This is a genomic window from Candidatus Solirubrobacter pratensis, from assembly GCF_000425945.1.
Lineage (GTDB): Bacteria > Actinomycetota > Thermoleophilia > Solirubrobacterales > Solirubrobacteraceae > Solirubrobacter > Solirubrobacter pratensis.
This window is the reverse complement of record NZ_KE384481.1, coordinates 546,335-563,810: the sequence shown is the minus strand read 5'-3', so window position 1 is coordinate 563,810 and position 17,476 is coordinate 546,335. Positions and strand designations below refer to the sequence as shown.

Genomic DNA, 17,476 nt, shown 5'->3' with positions numbered 1-17,476 from the left:
CGCCGGGGTTGCGGACGGCCCGGTCGTGTACCTCGCTGCACGCCAACGTGCGCCGGCGCGGCCGTGACCGCGCTCACATGGCGACGGCGGCGCCCGTCACCCGGATCTCCGGCCGCGCGCCGATCTCGACCTCCAGCAGGCTCGGGCGGCCCATGTCGACGCCCTGGCGCACGGTCACCGTGACCGGGGGCGTGACGAGGCCCAGCTCGCGCAGGTAGGCGCCGAAGGCGGCGGCCGCCGCGCCCGTCGCGGGATCCTCGACCACGCCGCCGACCGGGAACGGGTTGCGCGCGTGGAATGTCGTCGCGTCCTCGCGCCACACGAGGTCGACCGTGGTGATGTCGTGGTCGAGCATCACCCGCTGCAGGGCGTCGAAGTCATAGTCGAGGGCGGCCAGGCGCTCGCGCGTGGCGGCGCCGATGATCAGATGGCGGGCGCCGGCGTAGCCGACCTTGGGCGGGAGTGCCGGGTCGAGATCGGTGCGGGCGTAGCGCAGCGCGTCGAGCGCCGGCGCGAGCAGCGTCCCCGGCGCCTCCTCGACGTGCGGGACGACGCTCGTGAGCGTCGCGGTCACCGCACCCGCCGAGCCGCTCGTGTCGACCCGGACCTCGCCGGCCTGCGTGTGGAAGACGAGCGGGCCGGCGCCGTCGCGCTCGGCGATCGCGACGGCGGTGGCGATCGTCGCGTGGCCGCAGAACGGCACCTCCGCGAGCGGGCTGAAGTAGCGCACGTCGTACTCGCCGCCCCCACGCGCGAGCGCGAACGCCGACTCCGAGTAGCCGAGCTCCGCGGCGATCTCCAGCATCCGCTCGTCGCTCAGCCCGGAGGCGTCGAGCACGACGCCGGCGGGGTTGCCGCCCGCGGGGTGGTCGGTGAAGGCGGCGTAGTGCAGAGGGGCGCTCATGCGCGCGATGCTAGAAACTCTGCGGCTGTGGAGGTCGCATGCGTGCAGATGGCGCCGGTGGTCGGCGCCTATGAGGCCAATCAGGACGCGGTGCGCGAGGCGATCGCGCGCGCACAGGCCGATGTGGTCGTGGTGCCGGAGCTCGCGACCTCCGGCTATGTGTTCGAGTCGCCCGAGGAGGCGCGCGCCGTGGCGCGGCCGGCGACCGAGGCGCTGGCGCCGTGGGTGGACGCCGCGGCGGCGGCGGGCTGCATCGTCGCGGGCGGGTTCGCCGAGCTCGACGGCGACGTGCTCTACAACTCGGCCGCGATCGTGAACGCGTCCGGCGTGCTCGCCCGCTACCGCAAGCTGCACCTGTGGGATCGCGAGAAGCTCTTCTTCACGCCGGGCGACGCGTTCCCGCCCGTGGTCGAGACGGCGGTCGGGCGGCTCGGGCTGTGCGTCTGCTTCGACATCGAGTTCCCCGAAGTCGTGCGCGGGCTCGCGCTGCGCGGCGCCGAGCTGATCTGCGTGCCGACCAACTGGCCCGACGAGGGCCGGCCCGAGGGCGAGCGGCCGATGGAGGTCGTGCGCGCGATGGCGGCGGCGTCCTCGAGCCGCGTCTTCATCGCCGCCGCGGATCGCTGCGGGCGCGAGCGCGGCGTCGACTGGGTCGGCGGGAGCTCGCTGCTGGCGCCGTCAGGCTTCCCGCTCGCGGGCGCGCGCGCTTCAGCCGAGCCGCAGCTGCTGCGCGCGCCGGTCGATCTCGCCGAGGCGCGCGACAAGCGCATCAGCGAGCGCAACGACGTGCTGGCCGACCGGCGCGTCGACGTGTACTGAGCTTCGAGCTAGTGGTGGAAGCCGGGCCTCGGCTCGGCGTCCGGCTGCTCCAGGCGCTCGACGATGTCCCCGAGGTGGCGGGCGAGCAGATCCGCCATGTCGCGCGTGAAGCCGTTGCGGACGACGATCCGGAGCACGTGCACGTCGTCCATCCCCTCGGGCATCGGGTAGGCGGGGACGAGCCAGCCGTGCGCGCGCAGCTTCTCGGAGACGTCGTAGACGCTGTACGGGATGCCGTCGCGGAGCTTGAACGCGAACACCGGCAGCTCGTCGCCGCGTGAGAGCAGCTCGAACGGGCCCAGCTCCTCGATGTGGTGCGCGAGCCAGGTGGCGACGTCGCGGCAGTCCTGCTGGACGCGCTCGTAGCCCTGGTGGCCGAGGCGGATGAAGGTGTAGTACTGCGCGATCACCTGGGCGCCCGGGCGGGAGAAGTTCAGCCCGTAGTCGGGCATCTTGCCGCCGAGGTAGTCGACCTCGAACAGCAGCTCCCGCGGGAGCGCCTCCGGATCGCGCCAGACGGCCCAACCGACGCCGGGATAGACGAGGCCGTACTTGTGGCCCGAGGCGTTGATCGACTGCACGCGCGGGATGCGGAAGTCCCACTCGAGCTCCGCGTCCAGGAACGGGGCGATGAAGCCGCCCGAGGCGGCGTCGACGTGGATCGGGACGTCGACGTCGAGCTGGTCGAGCGCGCCGGCGATCGCCTGGACGGGCTCGTAGGAGCCGTCGAAGGTCGAGCCGAGGATGGCCACGACGCCGATCGTGCTCTCGTCGCAGGCCTGGGCGGCGCGCTCGGGGGAGAGGTGCGTGGTTCCGTCGCCGACGGGGACGATGCGCGCCTCGATGTCCCAGTAGCGGCAGAGCTTGTGCCAGCAGACCTGGACGTTGGCGCCCATCACCAGGTTCGGCCGGTCGCGGCCCGGATTGCGCGCCCGCCAGCGCCGCAGCAGGGCGAGTCCGCCGAGCATGCATGCCTCGGAGGAGCCGGTCGTCGAGGTGCCCGTGGCGGGATCGCCGGGCGCGTGCCAGAGGCTCGACAGGATCTCGACGCAGCGCCGCTCGAGCTCCTCCGTCTGCGGGTACTCGTCCTTGTCGATCAGGTTCTTGTCGAGGCACTCCTGGATCAGCACGCGCGCCTGCGGCTCCATCCAGGTGGTCACGAACGTGGCGAGGTTCAGCCGGGCGTTGCCGTCCAGCAGCAGCTCGTCGTGGACCAGCTGGTAGGCGGTCTGCGGGTCGACCGCGTGCTCGGGGATGCGGTCGCGCGGAATGCTGACCCGGCGGCCGAGCGAGAGCTGCGGACGGACCCAGATCTCGTCGTGGCGCCGCGTCATGGCCCGGACGCTACAGCCCGCCGATGAGCGTGGGGCGCGGCTGCAGGGAGCGGGCCGCGTCCAGGCGCGTGTTGGGAGTTGTTGACCATCGGTCGACAAGCTGCCCGCGGCGGTGTACGTTGCGCGTTGCCAACCGCCGGTCAACAAGGAGGATGCACACATGGACGTTCAGCCGCCTCGGCGCAGGTCGCAGCCCGAATCCGACGGGGCCACCGCCCCGCGCAAGAAGGCCTTCCTGCTCGCGCGTCCCGAGCAGCGCCTGCTCGAGGCGATCGCGCGCCGCCTGCCGGCGCAGGTCCTGCCGGATCACTTGACCGCCCTCGCGCTGCTCGCCGCGGGCGGCTTCGCGGCCTTCGGCGCGCTCGGGTGGCTGTGGGGGATGGCGGGGCTGCTCGTGGTGCAGTGGCTCGGCGACTCGCTCGACGGCACGCTCGCGCGCGTGCGCCGCGCCGAGCGCCCGCGCTACGGCTACTACCTCGACCACCTCGCGGACGCGGTCTCGACCGCCTTGGTCGGCATCGGCCTCGGGCTGACCGCGCACATGCACCTCACGGTCGCGCTCGTGCTCGTGATCGCGTACCTGGCGCTGTCGATCAACAGCTACCTCGAGACGCAGGCGCTCGGCGTGTTCACGCTCGGCTACGGGCGCCTCGGACCGACCGAGGCGCGGCTCGGCCTGATGCTGCTGCTGGTCGTCACGGCGCTGGGCGCCCGCGCCGCGCTGCCGCTGCTCGGCCAGACGCTCACGCTGCTCGACGTCGCCGCGCTCGGCGCGGCGGGCGCGATGCTGGTGGCCGGCTTCGCGCGGGCGCTCGGGAATCTGCGGCTGCTGGCGCTGCGCGAGCCGCGCGCCGCCGGCTGATGGAGGTCGTCGCTAGACCGCGCCGTAGCGCTCCGCGGGCGGCGCGGCCTCTTCCTCGCGCTCGCCGTAGCGCTCCGCGCGCTGGTCCTCCGCCTCGGACTCGGCCAGCATCCGCGCGAACAGGTACGCGAGCGCGATGCCCATCACGATCGACTGCTCGAGCGCCATCACCAGTCCGGCGACGTGCTGGTCGTCGATCGGGCTCAGGCCCCAGCGGGTGCCGTTGACGTCGTAGAAGTCGAACAGCAGCGTGGGCGAGAACGCCAGCAGGACGCCGAGGAAGCCCACGAGCACCTTCGTGGACGCCATGTAGAGAATGGGCCCGAGCCCGCCGAGGCGCATCCGGCTGCGGATCGGCGACAGCAGGTGCCACCAGTACAAGAGCCCGGCGGCGCCGAAGCTGAGGTGCTCGAGCACATGGATCACCGAGTGCTCGAGCGCGGCGTTGTACATCGCGGGCACGTGCCACAGCCACATCGCGCCGACGTACGCGATCACGCCGAAGGCGGGGTGCCCGAACGGGCCGGCCGCGTGCTCGAGGCGCTGGATCCGGCGCGTCGCCGGCCGCAGGATCCACTTCGTCAGCCCGAGCGTGAGGCAGATCGGCGCGAGGTCGGCGATCAGCAGGTGCTGGACCATGTGCACCGACGCCAGCTGCTCCCCGATCGCGTCGACGGGCGAGATCAGGGCGATGAACAGGCACAGGACGCCGGTGCACCACAGCACCAGCCGCCCGACGGGAGCCGCCCGCGCGCCGCCTTGCGCACGCGAGATCCGCCAGCGCCAGACGTAGATGGCGACGTAGCAGACCAACGCGATCAGCACGATCGGCGCGAACGTCCACCCAGCTTCGACAGGCACCGCCGTCGCAGACACGACACAGCATTGTTACGGACGCGTGATGATCCGTTATGAGGCACGCGGGACGATGGGGACCGGATGAAGCCCCGACTGCGATCGGCACCGGCGCCCACGCGCCCCGCGCGTCTTCCGCGGACCGTGGAGGCGCGGCGGTGAACGCGCTCGCGGAGCTGATCGCGATCGTCGCGCCGCCCGGCTGCGTCTCGTGTCATACGCCCACGGCCGCGGGCGAGCGGCTGTGCGCGTCGTGCACGCGCGCCTTGCCGTGGCTGCGGCGCGGCTGCCCGCGCTGCGCGCTGCCGTCGCACCGGCGGCGCGCGTGCCCCGCGGCGACCGCCGCGTTCGACCGCGCGTGGGCGCCGATGGCCTACGAGGGCGTGGCCCGGGACCTCGTCGCCGCGCTCAAGTTCCGCTCCGCCCTCCCGGTCGCCGACCTGATGGCGGCGCACATGGCCGCCAACCTCCCGGCGCCCCTGCGCGGCGAAGCGGCGATCGTTCCGGTCCCCACGGTGCGCTCCCGCCGCCGCAGGCGCGGCTTCGATCCGGCGGGAGCACTGGGGGAGGCGCTGGCCCGCCGCCTGGAGCGCCCGCTCGTCCCCTGCCTGGAGCGCCGCGACCGCTCCGGCCGGCAGGTCGGCGCCGGGCGCAAGGCCCGCCGCGAGGCCGGCCGGCTCCTGTTCACCGCGCGCGACACGCCGCCGCTGGCCCTGCTCGTCGACGACGTCCACACCACGGGCGCGACGCTCGACGCGGCCGCCCGCGCCCTGACCGCCGCGGGAACGACCGTGGCCGCCGCGCTCAGCTACGCGAGGACGCTGTGATCACGCGCCTCCCGCACGCGGGGCGGCGCGCGAAGGCGCGCGCGCCTACGCGATCGCACGCGGGGCGGCGCGCGAGGCGCGCGCGCCTACGCGATCGCGCGGCCGGCTTCGTCGGCCCACTCCAGCGCGGCGCGGTATGCGCCGGCCAGGGAGGGGGCCGGGCCGGGGACCGTCAGGGTCGGGAACTCCCCGCGCTCGTACGCCGTGACCGCCGCGAGCAGCTCGCCCTTCGGCCCCTCGCGCCGCAGCAGCGCTGCCTGGATCTCCTCGGAGAACGGGAGCGTGTCGAGGACCTCGGCCATCGGCACGTCCAGCAGCGCGTCGGCGACCGAGAACAGCCCGATCGTGAACAGCGTCTCGCGCTCCTCGGGCAGCGCCGACCCGGCGAGGATCTCGCACATGTGCGCGCGCCGCAGCGCCAGCGCCACGAGCTCGTCGCGCACGTCCGGGATCGAGGAGATCGCCATCACCGTCGCCCACCGCCGCACGGTCCGCACGCCGAGCATGCTCAGCGCCTCGCGCACCGAGTTCACGGTCCGCGGCAGCGCGAAGAACGCGCTGTTCACGTACCGCAGCAACTTCAAAGACAGTCCGACGTCGGACGCGATGACGCGCTCGAGGTCCTCGAACGACACGTCGCCCGCGGTCAGCTCGCCGATCCGGCGCAGCGAGCCGAGGCCCGAGGTCGCGACGCCGCGCGCCTTGAACAGCCGCGGCTGGGCGAAGTACTCGCCTTGGAAGTAGGTGAAGCCGAGCTCGCGGCAGCGCTCGAACGCGGCGTGGTCGCCGACCTCGGTCGCGACCAGCAGCGCGCCTTGCATCCTGGGCGCCCGCAGCACCGCCGGCAGCTCCTCGGCCGCGATCCGCGAGATGTCGATCTTGACGATCGAGCAGAGCGTCATCAGCTCCTCGACGCCGCTGCCGGTCTGTCCTTCGTACTCGTCCAGCGCGATCGTGTAGCCCGACCGTGCCAGTTGCTGCAGGATCGCGAGCAGGTCGTCGCGCGCCTGGTAGGCCTTGATCTGCAGCACCGCGCGGTCCGGGCGCACCGGCGGCGGACCGACCTCCACGAGGAAGTTGCGGGCGATCGTCACCCAGGCGGGATGGCGCCCGGCCAGCGTCTCGAGCCCGATGTCGCCGAACGAGTCGACCAGCAGCGCCGACGTCGCCTTGGCGTCCATGGAGGGATCGCCGAGGTCGATCGAGCCGCCGAAGCGCAGCTCGTAGCCGACCACCACGTGGCGCGCGTCCGCGATGGGATGCCGGACGACCGCGACTTCCTCGCGGCGCTCGGAGGGCACGGGGGCGGTGGCGCTCACAGACCCAGTGGTCGGCCGTAGGAGCGTCCGGCTTGAGGATACGATTGGTAGTCCGTCGACCCCTGCAGAGAGGAGTCTCATGCACATCGAGGTCAAGGGACGCAACCTTCAGGTCACCGACGATCTGCGGGAATGCGTCGAGCGGCGAATGGACAAGATCGGCAAGCAGGTCTCCGAGCTCGCCGTGCTTGAGGTTGAGCTGGCCGACGTCCGCACGCCGACCGACCCGGTGACCGCCGAGGCGACGCTTCAGCTGAAGGGCACGACGCTGCGCGCCAAGAGCGCCTCGAAGGACCCCAAGCACGCCGTCAACCTCGTCTCGGAGGACCTCGCCCGGCAGGTCAAGCGCCACCGCGACAAGCGCCGCGGCCGGCGCGAGGCGCGCGCCGCCGCCGACCAATCCCGCAACGGCGCCGCGACCGCCCCGGCGCTGGAGGAACAGACCCCTTCCGGCCTGTGAAGGGGGGCCTGAATGGGCCCTGTGCCCCGCTAGGCTAGGGAACCATGTCCATCCTCGAGCGCGCCCTCCGAATGGGCGAAGCGAAGCAGTTCAAGGCCTACGCCAAGCGCGTCGAGCGCATCGGCGCCTGGGAGGCCGAGCTCGAGCTGCTCGAGGACGACGAGATCAAGGAGCAGTTCGCCGGCCTACGCGAGCGCGCGGGTAACGGCGAGTCGCTGGACGACCTCCTGGCGGAGAGCTTCGCGCTCACCCGGGAGGTCGGCCGGCGCACGATGAGCATGCGCCACTTCGACGTGCAGCTGATCGGCGGCATGGTGCTCCACGACGGCCAGATCGCCGAGATGCGCACCGGCGAGGGCAAGACGCTGACCGGCACGCTCGCCGTCGTGCTCAACGCGCTCGCCGGCAAGGGCGTCCACGTCGTCACCGTCAACGACTACCTCGCCCGCCGCGACGCGGACTGGATGCGGCCGATCTACGAAGGCCTCGGGCTGACCGTCGGGGTGCTGCAGAACATGCAGCCCTACGAGGACAAGCGCGCGGCCTACGCGGCGGACATCACGTACGGCACGAACTCCGAGTTCGGGTTCGACTACCTGCGCGACAACATGGCCACGTCCCTCGAGGAGAAGGTCCAGCACGGCGGCCGGATCGGCGAGGACGGCCGGCCGGTCGCGATGCACAACTTCGCGATCGTCGACGAGGTCGACAACATCCTGATCGACGAGGCGCGCACGCCGCTGATCATCTCCGGCGCCCCGGAGCAGGCGGCCGACCTGTATGACCGCTTCGCGAAGCTCGCTCCGCAGCTGGTGGCCGGCAAGAAGCCGGAGGGGCTGGACCCGCGCGCCAAGAAGGAGTTCGTCGCCGACTACGACTACGAGTTCGACGAGAAGCACAAGACGGTCTCGATCACCGAGCAGGGCGTCGAGAAGGCCGAGCGCTTCCTCGGCATCGATCACCTCTACAAGGCGGAGAACGGCGGCCTCGTCAACCACCTGATCCAGTCGCTGAAGGCCGAGTCGCTGTACAAGCGCGACGTCGACTACGCCGTCATCGACGACGAGGTCAAGATCATCGACGAGTTCACCGGCCGGATCCTGGACGGCCGCCGCTGGTCGGAGGGCCTGCACCAGGCCGTCGAGGCCAAGGAGGGCGTCCGCGTCCGCGAGGAGAACCAGACGCTCGCGACGATCACGCTCCAGAACTACTTCCGCATGTACAACAAGCTCGCGGGCATGTCGGGCACGGCCCTCACCGAGGCCACGGAGTTCATGAAGATCTACAAGGTCGGCGTGGTGGAGATCCCCACCAACCGGCCGATGGTCCGCAAAGACCAGAACGACCAGATCTACAAGACCCAAGAGGGCAAGTGGCGCGCCGTCGTACGCGAGATCCAGGAGCGCCACGACCGGGGCCAGCCCGTGCTCGTGGGAACGATCTCGGTCGAGGTCTCCGAGCTGCTCTCGGAGCGCCTGCGCAAGATGGGCGTGCCGCATTCGGTCCTGAACGCCAAGCCAGAGCACGCCGAGCGCGAGGGCGCGATCATCGCCGAGGCCGGCCGCCCCGGCGCCGTGACGATCGCGACCAACATGGCCGGCCGCGGCGTGGACATCAAGCTCGGCGGCAACGCCGAGCACCTGACCGAGGTGGAGCTCGCGAAGCTCGGCCTGCGCCCCGGCGACCCCGACTACGAGGAGCGCTTCGCCGAGATCCTGCCGTCCGTCGAGGCGCGCGTGGAGACCGACGAGCAGGTCGTCCTCGACGCCGGCGGCCTGTTCATCTGCGGCACCGAGCGCCACGAGTCGCGCCGGATCGACAACCAGCTCCGCGGCCGCGCCGGCCGTCAGGGCGATCCGGGCGAGTCGCGCTTCTTCCTCTCCGCGCAGGACGAGCTCGTGCGCCTGTTCGCCGGCGACCGCATCTACAAGATCCTCGACCGCCTCGGCCCGAAGACCGACGAGGGCGAGGAGGAGCCGATCGAGGCGAAGATCCTCTCCAAGCAGATCGAGAACGCCCAGCGCAAGGTCGAGGAGCAGAACTACCTCATCCGCAAGCGCGTGCTCGAGTACGACGACGTCATGAACCAGCAGCGCGAGGTCGTCTACCGGTACCGCGACGAGGTGCTCGAGGGCCGCGACATGGCCGAGGTCGCGCGCGAGCAGATCGAGGCCGTGATCAGCCGCACGGTGGACGAGTTCACGCCCGGCGACTTCGCCGACGAGTGGGACTTCGACGCGCTGTGGAGCCAGCTGGACCAGATCTACCACGTCGACTTCGGGCCCGAGGAGATCGACCGCCAGGCGGTCGACCGCGAGGCGCTCAAACGGATGCTCGTCGAGGACGCGCTGAACCTCTACGACGAGCGCGAGGAGGAGCTCGGCTCCGAGCTCATGCGCGCGCTCGAGCGCTACCTGATCCTCCAGATCATCGACCAGCGCTGGCGCGAGCACCTGTACGACATGGACTACCTGCGCGAGGGCATCCACCTGCGCGGGTTCGCCCAGATCGAGCCGCTGGTGGCCTACAAGAACGAGGCCTTCACGCTGTTCGAGGACCTGATGAACTCGATCTGGTCCGACTTCGCGCGCATGATCTACAACGTCGAGGTCGAGGTGCAGGCCGAGAACGGCTCCGGTGAGGACGCGCCCCCGCAGGAGTACTTCCCCGCGCAGCCGCAGCAGAGCAGCGGGCTCGGCGCGCTGGCCTACTCAGGCGGCACCGCCGCCGACCAGCCGAGCGCCTACGGGGAGCCGGGCGAGCCCTCCGCCGTGGCGGAGAGCCCGGTCGTGCAGCAGCGCCGCGTCGACGAGAGCCAGCAGCTGGGCCGCAACGACCCGTGCTGGTGCGGCTCGGGCAAGAAGTTCAAGAAGTGCCACGGGGCGTGAGCGCCGGCGCGCTCGCGCCGGCCTGGGCGCCGCGCGGCGCCTGAGCCGCCGCGGCCCTGCGCCGGCGGCCGAGCCGCCGCGGCCGCTCGGGGACGACCGGGTCGTCCGCCCGCGCGCCGATGGTCGCGCGGCGCGTCAGCTGGCGGCTGTTGATGATCGCGATGGGAAGCATGCGGTTCATGGTGCGGCGCGCCTTCCATTCGTTCAAATAATGACTTTGGTACAGCGATAAGCTGCGCCTATGGACCCACGGCGCGTGCTCACGTTCCGCGCCGTGGCGACCGAGCGCTCCTTCTCGTCGGCGGCCCGCGCGCTGTCGCTCACGCAGCCCGCCGTCTCGCAGCAGGTCGCGGCGCTGGAGAAGGAGATCGGCGCCCGGCTGCTCGCGCGCGAGCCCGGCGGCCTGGAGCTGACCGCCGCGGGCAAGGTGCTGCTCGAGCACGCGGACGCGATCGCGGAGCGGCTCGAGCTCGCCGCGACCCAGCTCGCCGAGCTCTCCGAGGCGGCGCGGATGCGGCTGCGCGTCGGCGCGTTCCCGAGCGCCCTCGCGTGCCTGGTGCCCAAGGCGGTCGCACGTCTGCACGAGCAGGCGCCCGGCGCGGAGGTGCTGATCGAGGAGGGCGGCAGCGAGGCGCTCGCCGAGCGCGTCGCGCGCGGCGAGCTGCACGCCGCCGTCGGCTTCCAGGACTCGACGCTGCCCCGCCGCGAGCACGAGGGCGTCGAGCGTCGCGACCTGCTGCACGAGCCGTTCCTCGTCGCGCTCCCCCCGGGCCACCGGCTCGCTGCGCTCGACAGCGTGCCCGTGTCGGCGCTCGCGGACGAGCCGTGGACCGCGCCCTCGGGGTCGCACCTGATCGCCCGCACCTGCCGCGCCGCGGGCTTCGAGCCGCGACTGGTCTCGATCCTGCGCGATCCGCTGGCGATGCGCGCGCTCGTCTCGCAAGGCCTCGCCGTCACGCTCGTGCCGCGGCTCGTCGCGGACGCGCTCGAGGGGATCGAGCTGAGACCGATCGAAGGACCAGGGCCGGAGCGCGACGTCTACGCCATGATCCCGGCGGGCGGGCGCCATCCGCTCGCCGAAAGTATCGTGGCCGCATTCGCGGCCGTCGCCGCGCAGCTATGAACGGCCGTCTGCTCATCAACTGCCCCGACCGGCACGGCATCGTCGCGGCGGTCGCCGGGTTCCTCGCGGCGTCGGGCGCCAACATCGTCAGCTCCGACCAGCACTCGACCGACCCCGAGGGCGGCGAGTTCTTCATGCGGATGGAGTTCTCGCTCGACCGCGGCGACCTGGCGGCGGTGGGGCACGCGTTCGCCCAGGACGTCGCCGAGCGCTTCGACATGCGCTGGCGCCTGGCGGACGCGGACGTGCCGAAGCGCATGGTGCTGCTCGTCTCGCGCGAAGACCACTGTCTCGTGGACCTGCTGTGGCGTCACCGGCGCGGGGAGCTGCTCGCCGACATCCCGCTCGTGGCGTCCAACCATCCGGACCATCGGTCCGATGTGGAGGCGTTCGGCGTGGACTATCACCACGTCCCATACCCGAACGAGCCGGAGCTCCTGGATCTCCTGCGCGACGCCGACCTGGTCGTGCTCGCGCGCTACATGCGGATCCTGTCCGGCGAGTTCCTCACCGAACTGCAGACCGCGATCATCAACATCCACCACTCCTTCCTCCCGGCCTTCGCGGGCGCGGACCCCTACCGGCGCGCGGCCGAGCGGGGCGTGAAGATCATCGGCGCCACGGCGCACTACGTGACCGAGCAGCTCGACGCGGGGCCGATCATCGAGCAGGACGTCGCGCGCGTCTCCCATCGCGAGGGACCGGAGGCGATGATGCGGATCGGGCGCGACATCGAGCGGACCGTGCTGGCCCGCGCGGTCAAGTGGCACCTCGAGGACCGCGTGCTCGTCCACGGCAACCGGACCGTCGTGTTTTGAGCGTCCTGACGACCTACGACGAGGCGTACGCGTCCGACGGCGAGCTGCGCCCGCACGCCAGGGCGGCCGTCGAGGCGGTGCTGGCCGCGGGCCCCACCGAGCTCGAGGCGCGCGTCAGCGAGACGCTCCTGCGCGCCGGCGTGGGGTTCCGCTCGCTCCACGGCGACGCGCGCTTCCACGTCGACCCGGTGCCGCGCGTGATCACGGCCGAGGACTGGGTCGCGGTCAAGCGGGGCCTGGCCCAGCGCGTGCGCGCCCTCAACGCGTTCGTCGCCGACGTCTACGGCGAGCGGCGGATCGTCGCCGCAGGCGTCGTCCCGGACTACGTGATCGACACCGCCGAGTACTACGAGCCGCAGATGCGCGGGGTCGAGCCGCCGAGCGGGTCGTGGATCGGGATCGCCGGGCTCGACGTCGTGCGCGACGGCTCCGGCGAGTGGCTCGTGCTCGAGGACAACCTGCGCACGCCGAGCGGCTTCGCCTACATCCACGCCGCCCGCGTCGCCGTCAGCCGGCACCTCGACGTGCCGCCGCCGGCGCTGCCGCGGCCGCTCGACGGCGAGATCGACCTGCTCGCCGACGCGCTGCACGCCGCGACGCCGCAGGGCAGCGGCGGCCACCACGCGCCGCAGGCCGCCGTGCTCACCGACGGGGAGACGAACTCGGCCTATTGGGAGCACGGCTGGCTCGCGCGCGCGCTCGGCATCCCGCTGGTGGAGACGCGCGACATCGAGGTGCGGGGCGGCCGCCTGCGCCACCGGCGCGAGGGCTTCCCGATCGACGTCGTGTACCGCCGCACCGACTCCGATCGCGTCGCGGACCCGCTCGGGGAGCTGCTGCTCGAGCCGCTGCGCAACGGCGCGCTCGGGCTGATCAACCAGTACGGCACCGGCGTCGCCGACGACAAGCTCGCCCACGCCTACGTCGAGGCGATGATCGGCTTCTATCTCGGCGAGGAGCCGGTCATCCGCTCGGTCCCCACCTACGACCTGGCGCAGCCGGACCAGCTCGAACGGGCGCTGGACGAGTTCGAGGATCTCGTGCTCAAGCCGCGCGCGGGCCACGGCGGCGTCGGCGTGCTGATCGCGCCGCACGCCAAGCCCGAGGACGTCGCGCGGGTGCGCAAGCAGGTGGAGGCTTCGCCAGGCGACTGGATCGCCCAGCGGATGGTGATGCTCTCCACCCACCCGACGGTCTCGGGGAACGAGCTGGCGCCCCGCCACATCGACCTGCGCCCGTTCGTCTTCATGGGCGAGGGAGGCGAGCCGCGCGTGCTCCCGGGCGGGCTCACGCGCGTCGCCCGCGACGAGGGCGCGCTGGTGGTCAACTCTTCCCAGAACGGCGGCGCCAAGGACACCTGGGTTCTGCCCTAGTCCCCGGTCAGGCGGTCCACGACGCGGTCCCAGCCCCCGGTGAGCACCAGGAACCCGACCTTCGCGAACACGCCGATTCCGGCGGCGATCATTCCAACGGTCATCCCATCCATACGAGGATGAAGAGGCGCCGGTTCGGCGCCCTGATACAAGTCTGACGTCAACCGTCGACGACGAGCGCGTCGAGCGGTCCGAGCAGGCGGCGCGAGCGGCGCGAGACGCCGGGCAGCTCGACCAGGTGGTGGGTGAGGGGCGCGCCGCGGCGGCGGCGCTCGAGCTGCTCGGACGCGATCGGGCGCCACTGCTCGTCGATCGCCTTCACCGGGTCCTCGTGCGGCGCGGTCTCGAGGTGCTCGGCCCACAGCCGCAGGCGCGTGTCGCGGGCGAGGCGCGGGTCGCAGGTGACGACGTCGACCTCGGTGTCGTTGAACAGGCTGTGCTCGTTGAGGTTGGCCGAGCCGACCGCCAGCCATTCGTCGTCCACGATCCCGATCTTGGCGTGCACGTACAGCGGGCCCGAGCGCTCGGCGGTGCGCGAGTGGATCGTGGCGGCGAGGAAGCGGCCGGCGCCGGCGTCGGCGGCGACCAGCCGGCCCAGCATCCCGCGCGTGTCGTCCTGGCCGTTGTTGGCCTTGTGGGGGAGCAGCACGACCAGCCGGAAGTCGTCGCCCGGCGGCTCGCGCAGCTTGCGCTCGAGCACGTCGACCACCTCGGGCGACCACAGGAACTGGTTCTCGAGGTAGATCAGGCGGCGAGCGCTGCGCAGCGCGCGCATGTAGGCCTCCAGCGTGGAGAACTCTCCGCGCGGGAGCGCCGGATACGCGCGTTCGGGCACGGTGCGCACCAGCTGCGCGGTCACGTCGCCGGCCGGCGCCGGCACCTCCGGCAGCTCGAGCGCCTCGCCCGCTCCGGGCCCTCCGTCGCGGCGAGGGATTCCTTGACGGCACGCGATCGCCTCCCAGCGCAGCGCGAAGTGCGCCGCGACGTCGCGCACCAGAGGCCCGCGGATCTGCGAGGAGGCGTCGTGCCAGCCGATCCCCTCGCGCAGCGGGTGCTCGCTCCAGTCGTAGCGGTCGCCGGCCAGCGCCGTCAGGTCGATGCCGCCGACGAACGCGACCTCGTCGTCGACGATCACGATCTTCTCGTGGTGGCAGTGCATCATCCGCCCGCGAGCGTCGAGCAGGCACCGGATCCTGGTCCCGCGCACGAGCTGCTCGCGGGCGTGCTCCACCGATGCGCGGCTCGGCTTGAACACCGGCACGGGCGCGCCCGCCCACACGAGCACCCGCACGGGGACGCGCTCGGCGGCCTCGGCGAGCAGCTCGCGCACCGGCCGGCGCGCGCCGTCGCGCACGGGCTCGAAGTCCGGTTGCAGGTGCCACGAGCAGATGTGCACGTGGCGCCTGGCCGCGCCGATCGCCTCCGCCATCCGAGGGAGCGCGTTGGCGCCGTCGATCAGCACCTCGAGCGCGTTGCCGTCGCGCGGCGCAGCGGCGGTCGCGGCCCACAGGCCCGGGCTCGCGGGGGCCAGCGCGTCCATCCGCCCGTGGCGGCGCAGGCGGCGCATGTGGTGGTGGACCATGGCGCGCTCCAGCCCGTCTCCGACGGCGGCGTCGAGTCGGTCGAGCATGGGGTTTCGCGTACCCGCTAGCCTCACCTGTCGCACATGGCCAATCCGTCGCAACCCACGCCGCACCGCCTCGCCGCCATCCGTGAGCAGTTGTCCCTGCTCTCGGACTATCTTTGACCCGGCTGGGCTCGAAGAGCGCCTGAAGACGCTCGAGACGGAGATGGGCGCGGCCGGCTTCTGGGATGACCCGGAGTCCGCCGCCAAGGTCGGCGCTGAGCACACGCGGCTGCAGCGCCGGCTCGACAACTTCACGAAGCTGCGCTCCGACGGGGAGGACCTCGAAGGGCTGGCCGAGCTGGCCGACGAGGATCCCGATCTGGCCGAGGAGCTCGAGGAGTCGATCGCCTCGGTCGAGGCGCGCCTGAACGACCTCGAGGAGCAGCGCCTGTTCACAGGCGACTACGACTCCGGCGACGCGCTGGTCACCGTCAACGCCGGAGCCGGCGGCACCGACGCCCAGGACTGGGCGGAGATGGTGCTGCGGATGGAGATGCGCTGGGCCGAGCGGCGCGGCTTCAAGGTCGAGCTGCTCGAGGCGAGCCCGGGGGAGGAAGCCGGCATCAAGTCGGCGACCTTCCGCGTCTCAGGCGACAACGCCTACGGGCTCTACTCCGCCGAGAAGGGCGTGCACCGGCTCGTTCGCCTCTCGCCGTTCGACTCCGCCAACCGCCGCCAGACGTCCTTCGCGGGCGTCGAGGTCGCGCCGGTGGTGGAGGAGGCGGGCGAGATCGCGATCGACGACGACGACCTGCAGGTCGACACCTACCGCGCGTCGGGCGCCGGCGGCCAGCACGTGAACAAGACCGACTCGGCGGTGCGGATCACGCACAAGCCGAGCGGGATCGTCGTGCAGTGCCAGAACGAGCGCTCGCAGTCGGCCAACCGCGCGACCGCGATGGCGATGCTGCGCTCGAAGCTGATCGAGCGCCAGGAGCGCGAGCGCCAGGAGGAGATCGCGCGCGAGCGCGGCGAGGCGCAGGACGTGAACTTCGGCTCGCAGATCCGCTCCTACGTGCTGCACCCGTACACGATGGTCAAGGACCACCGGACCGACTTCGAGGTCGGCAACGCCAACGGCGTGCTCGACGGCGACCTGGACGGCTTCGTGCGCTCCTGGCTGGAAGCGCACGCGAAGGCCCGCAGCTAGAGCGTAAGGGCGCCTCCGGTCGGCGCCAGCACGCCGGCCGCGGCGTTGTGCGCGGCGAGCACCGCGGTGTTGACCTCGCCGAAGAACTGGGCCGGCCACGCGTTGAGCTCGGTGCTCTTGTCCGGGCCCTCCTTGACGTGGATCGACACGAGCTTGTGCACGTGCTCGTTCCAGTGCGTGTGCAGCTCGACGAAGCTCCCGCCGCCGAACTGGTAGCGCAGGAACCCGGTGCGGCTGTCCGGGTAGTCGTGCGCGCTCATGAAGCGGGTGTCCGCCTGGAAGACGGCCATGCCGGGGACGCCGTCCTGGAGGCGGCCCTTGAGCCGGACCAGGTCCTTGAACGTCTGCGCGCTCGCCGCCGTCGCCCCGAGCGAGAGCCACGCCGTGAGGTAGTTGACGCTGTTGTCGGCCTGCGTCTGCTGGAGCGCGACGCGCGCCGCGTCGATCCAGTGGTCCGCCGCGAGCGGCAGCACGACGCCGGCGCCGTAGGCGTGCAGGCCCGCGTCGAGCAGCAGCAGCGAGTCGATGTCGCCGAGCGTCGCGCCGGCGGTCGTGCAGAGGCGGACGGCGGCCTGCACGGCCGCGTTGCTCTTGCCGGCGATCCAGGTCCTCACCGCGCCCACGCCCTCCCGGTGGACGAAATCGCGCGCGCTGGGCTCGAGCACGCCCTTGCCCTGGACGTCCGCGATCACCTCGTCGCGCGGGTGCGACTGCTTGACCGCGGCCGTCTTCGGCTTCTCCGACGCCGCCTTGGCGTAGCGCAGGCGAGCGCTCATGTCCGTCTCGTCCTCGCAACCCTTGAACGACTTGGCGTCGAGCTTGATCGCCTCCGCCAGCTCTTCGTCTCCGAGCCGCAGCATCGCGTCGACGTCTCCGTCGCTGAGGCCGCCGGCCTTCTGGAAGGCGGTCATGGCCGTGAGCGTCACGCCGCCGGGCTGCTTCTTGAGCCGCTTCTTGCCGCCGTCGCTCACGCGCAGCAGCTTCGCCACCGCCTGGTTGCCCGCGCCGGCCTGCAGGCGCAGGATCCGCGCCCGCTCGTCGCCGTGCGCCGGCGCCGCATCCGCCTCGTCCTGGCGGCGGCGCATGCGCTCCGCTTCCCATGTCGTGACCCGCATGC

The 17,476-nt window shown here is 72.2% G+C and carries 16 protein-coding genes; 9 read left to right on the top strand and 7 right to left on the bottom strand.

Going from position 1 to position 17,476, the window contains the following annotated elements:
* Positions 1 to 73 precede the first annotated feature (73 nt).
* Positions 74 to 904, bottom strand: coding sequence for a PhzF family phenazine biosynthesis protein (locus H958_RS0132290; protein WP_037412235.1), 831 nt, complete (start codon positions 902 to 904; stop codon positions 74 to 76).
* Positions 905 to 931: 27 nt separating this feature from the next.
* Between H958_RS0132290 and H958_RS0132285 the strand changes: the two genes are divergently transcribed.
* Positions 932 to 1,723, top strand: a complete 792-nt coding sequence (locus H958_RS0132285) for a nitrilase-related carbon-nitrogen hydrolase (protein ID WP_028061765.1) — start codon at positions 932 to 934, stop codon at positions 1,721 to 1,723.
* Between the two features lie 8 nt (positions 1,724 to 1,731).
* Here H958_RS0132285 and H958_RS42020 read toward each other — a convergent pair whose 3' ends face one another.
* Positions 1,732 to 3,057 (bottom strand): glutamate decarboxylase, encoded by a 1,326-nt coding sequence (locus H958_RS42020; RefSeq protein ID WP_037412232.1) that lies wholly within the window; start codon positions 3,055 to 3,057, stop codon positions 1,732 to 1,734.
* Between the two features lie 160 nt (positions 3,058 to 3,217).
* Between H958_RS42020 and H958_RS42015 the strand changes: the two genes are divergently transcribed.
* On the top strand, positions 3,218 to 3,919 hold the full coding sequence (locus tag H958_RS42015) for a CDP-alcohol phosphatidyltransferase family protein (RefSeq protein WP_037412229.1): 702 nt from the start codon (positions 3,218 to 3,220) through the stop codon (positions 3,917 to 3,919).
* A gap of 12 nt (positions 3,920 to 3,931) precedes the next feature.
* Here the strand turns inward: H958_RS42015 and H958_RS42010 are convergent, their stop codons facing one another.
* Positions 3,932 to 4,780 (bottom strand): cytochrome c oxidase assembly protein, encoded by an 849-nt coding sequence (locus H958_RS42010; RefSeq protein ID WP_051325110.1) that lies wholly within the window; start codon positions 4,778 to 4,780, stop codon positions 3,932 to 3,934.
* A gap of 152 nt (positions 4,781 to 4,932) precedes the next feature.
* Here H958_RS42010 and H958_RS42005 point away from each other — a divergent pair, with 152 nt between their 5' ends.
* Positions 4,933 to 5,601 carry a ComF family protein gene (locus H958_RS42005; RefSeq protein ID WP_051325109.1) on the top strand — a complete coding sequence of 223 codons (669 nt, stop codon included), beginning with the start codon at positions 4,933 to 4,935 and terminating at the stop codon, positions 5,599 to 5,601.
* A gap of 86 nt (positions 5,602 to 5,687) precedes the next feature.
* Here H958_RS42005 and H958_RS0132260 read toward each other — a convergent pair whose 3' ends face one another.
* Positions 5,688 to 6,920, bottom strand: a complete 1,233-nt coding sequence (locus H958_RS0132260) for an EAL and HDOD domain-containing protein (protein ID WP_196807672.1) — start codon at positions 6,918 to 6,920, stop codon at positions 5,688 to 5,690.
* A 79-nt stretch (positions 6,921 to 6,999) separates the two neighbouring features.
* Here H958_RS0132260 and hpf point away from each other — a divergent pair, with 79 nt between their 5' ends.
* Both hpf and secA read left to right on the top strand, forming a co-directional pair.
* Positions 7,000 to 7,380 (top strand): ribosome hibernation-promoting factor, HPF/YfiA family, encoded by a 381-nt coding sequence (gene hpf, locus H958_RS0132255; RefSeq protein WP_028061672.1) that lies wholly within the window; start codon positions 7,000 to 7,002, stop codon positions 7,378 to 7,380.
* A gap of 44 nt (positions 7,381 to 7,424) precedes the next feature.
* The gene (gene secA / locus H958_RS0132250) at positions 7,425 to 10,268 is read left to right on the top strand and encodes a preprotein translocase subunit SecA (protein ID WP_028061671.1); all 2,844 of its coding nucleotides are present in this window, start codon (positions 7,425 to 7,427) and stop codon (positions 10,266 to 10,268) included.
* Here secA and H958_RS0132245 read toward each other — a convergent pair.
* A complete protein-coding gene (locus H958_RS0132245) occupies positions 10,246 to 10,440 on the bottom strand; it encodes a hypothetical protein (protein WP_156028453.1) in 195 nt (64 codons plus the stop codon). The two genes, secA and H958_RS0132245, sit on opposite strands and share 23 nt — an antisense overlap.
* Positions 10,441 to 10,509: 69 nt before the next feature.
* Between H958_RS0132245 and H958_RS0132240 the strand changes: the two genes are divergently transcribed.
* The 3 genes from H958_RS0132240 to H958_RS42000 are packed head-to-tail and all read left to right on the top strand — an operon-like array spanning position 10,510 to position 13,582.
* On the top strand, positions 10,510 to 11,391 hold the full coding sequence (locus tag H958_RS0132240) for a LysR family transcriptional regulator (RefSeq protein WP_028061669.1): 882 nt from the start codon (positions 10,510 to 10,512) through the stop codon (positions 11,389 to 11,391).
* Entirely contained in the window at positions 11,388 to 12,209 is an 822-nt protein-coding gene (gene purU / locus H958_RS0132235; RefSeq protein ID WP_037412228.1) for a formyltetrahydrofolate deformylase, read from the top strand. The genes H958_RS0132240 and purU overlap by 4 nt, the downstream gene beginning before the upstream one ends.
* Complete coding sequence (locus H958_RS42000; RefSeq protein WP_051325108.1) at positions 12,206 to 13,582, top strand: circularly permuted type 2 ATP-grasp protein; 1,377 nt, start codon at positions 12,206 to 12,208, stop codon at positions 13,580 to 13,582. The genes purU and H958_RS42000 overlap by 4 nt, the downstream gene beginning before the upstream one ends.
* Before the next feature lie 160 nt (positions 13,583 to 13,742).
* Here H958_RS42000 and H958_RS0132220 read toward each other — a convergent pair whose 3' ends face one another.
* Complete coding sequence (locus tag H958_RS0132220; protein WP_028061667.1) at positions 13,743 to 15,212, bottom strand: phospholipase D-like domain-containing protein; 1,470 nt, start codon at positions 15,210 to 15,212, stop codon at positions 13,743 to 13,745.
* 36 nt (positions 15,213 to 15,248) lie between these two features.
* On the opposite strand from H958_RS0132220, the gene prfB reads away from it, so the two are divergent.
* Positions 15,249 to 16,359 (top strand): peptide chain release factor 2 gene (gene prfB / locus H958_RS0132215; RefSeq protein WP_156028452.1). Its coding sequence is split into 2 segments (ribosomal slippage): positions 15,249 to 15,326 and positions 15,328 to 16,359, totalling 1,110 coding nucleotides; the frame shifts between segments, so codons are not numbered across the junction.
* On the opposite strand, the gene H958_RS0132210 is transcribed toward prfB, so the two are convergent.
* Positions 16,356 to 17,474 (bottom strand): hypothetical protein, encoded by a 1,119-nt coding sequence (locus H958_RS0132210; RefSeq protein ID WP_037412225.1) that lies wholly within the window; start codon positions 17,472 to 17,474, stop codon positions 16,356 to 16,358. The two genes, prfB and H958_RS0132210, sit on opposite strands and share 4 nt — an antisense overlap.
* Positions 17,475 to 17,476: the final 2 nt, after the last annotated feature.

Coding starts and splice junctions, on each gene's coding strand:
- hpf (WP_028061672.1), top strand. CDS start 7,000: ATGCACATCGAGGTCAAGGGACGCAACCTTCAGGTCACCGACGATCTG.
- H958_RS42015 (WP_037412229.1), top strand. CDS start 3,218: ATGGACGTTCAGCCGCCTCGGCGCAGGTCGCAGCCCGAATCCGACGGG.
- H958_RS0132290 (WP_037412235.1), bottom strand. CDS start 904: ATGAGCGCCCCTCTGCACTACGCCGCCTTCACCGACCACCCCGCGGGC.
- H958_RS42020 (WP_037412232.1), bottom strand. CDS start 3,057: ATGACGCGGCGCCACGACGAGATCTGGGTCCGTCCGCAGCTCTCGCTC.
- H958_RS0132245 (WP_156028453.1), bottom strand. CDS start 10,440: ATGCTTCCCATCGCGATCATCAACAGCCGCCAGCTGACGCGCCGCGCG.
- purU (WP_037412228.1), top strand. CDS start 11,388: ATGAACGGCCGTCTGCTCATCAACTGCCCCGACCGGCACGGCATCGTC.
- H958_RS0132220 (WP_028061667.1), bottom strand. CDS start 15,212: ATGCTCGACCGACTCGACGCCGCCGTCGGAGACGGGCTGGAGCGCGCC.
- H958_RS0132210 (WP_037412225.1), bottom strand. CDS start 17,474: ATGCGGGTCACGACATGGGAAGCGGAGCGCATGCGCCGCCGCCAGGAC.
- H958_RS0132240 (WP_028061669.1), top strand. CDS start 10,510: ATGGACCCACGGCGCGTGCTCACGTTCCGCGCCGTGGCGACCGAGCGC.
- secA (WP_028061671.1), top strand. CDS start 7,425: ATGTCCATCCTCGAGCGCGCCCTCCGAATGGGCGAAGCGAAGCAGTTC.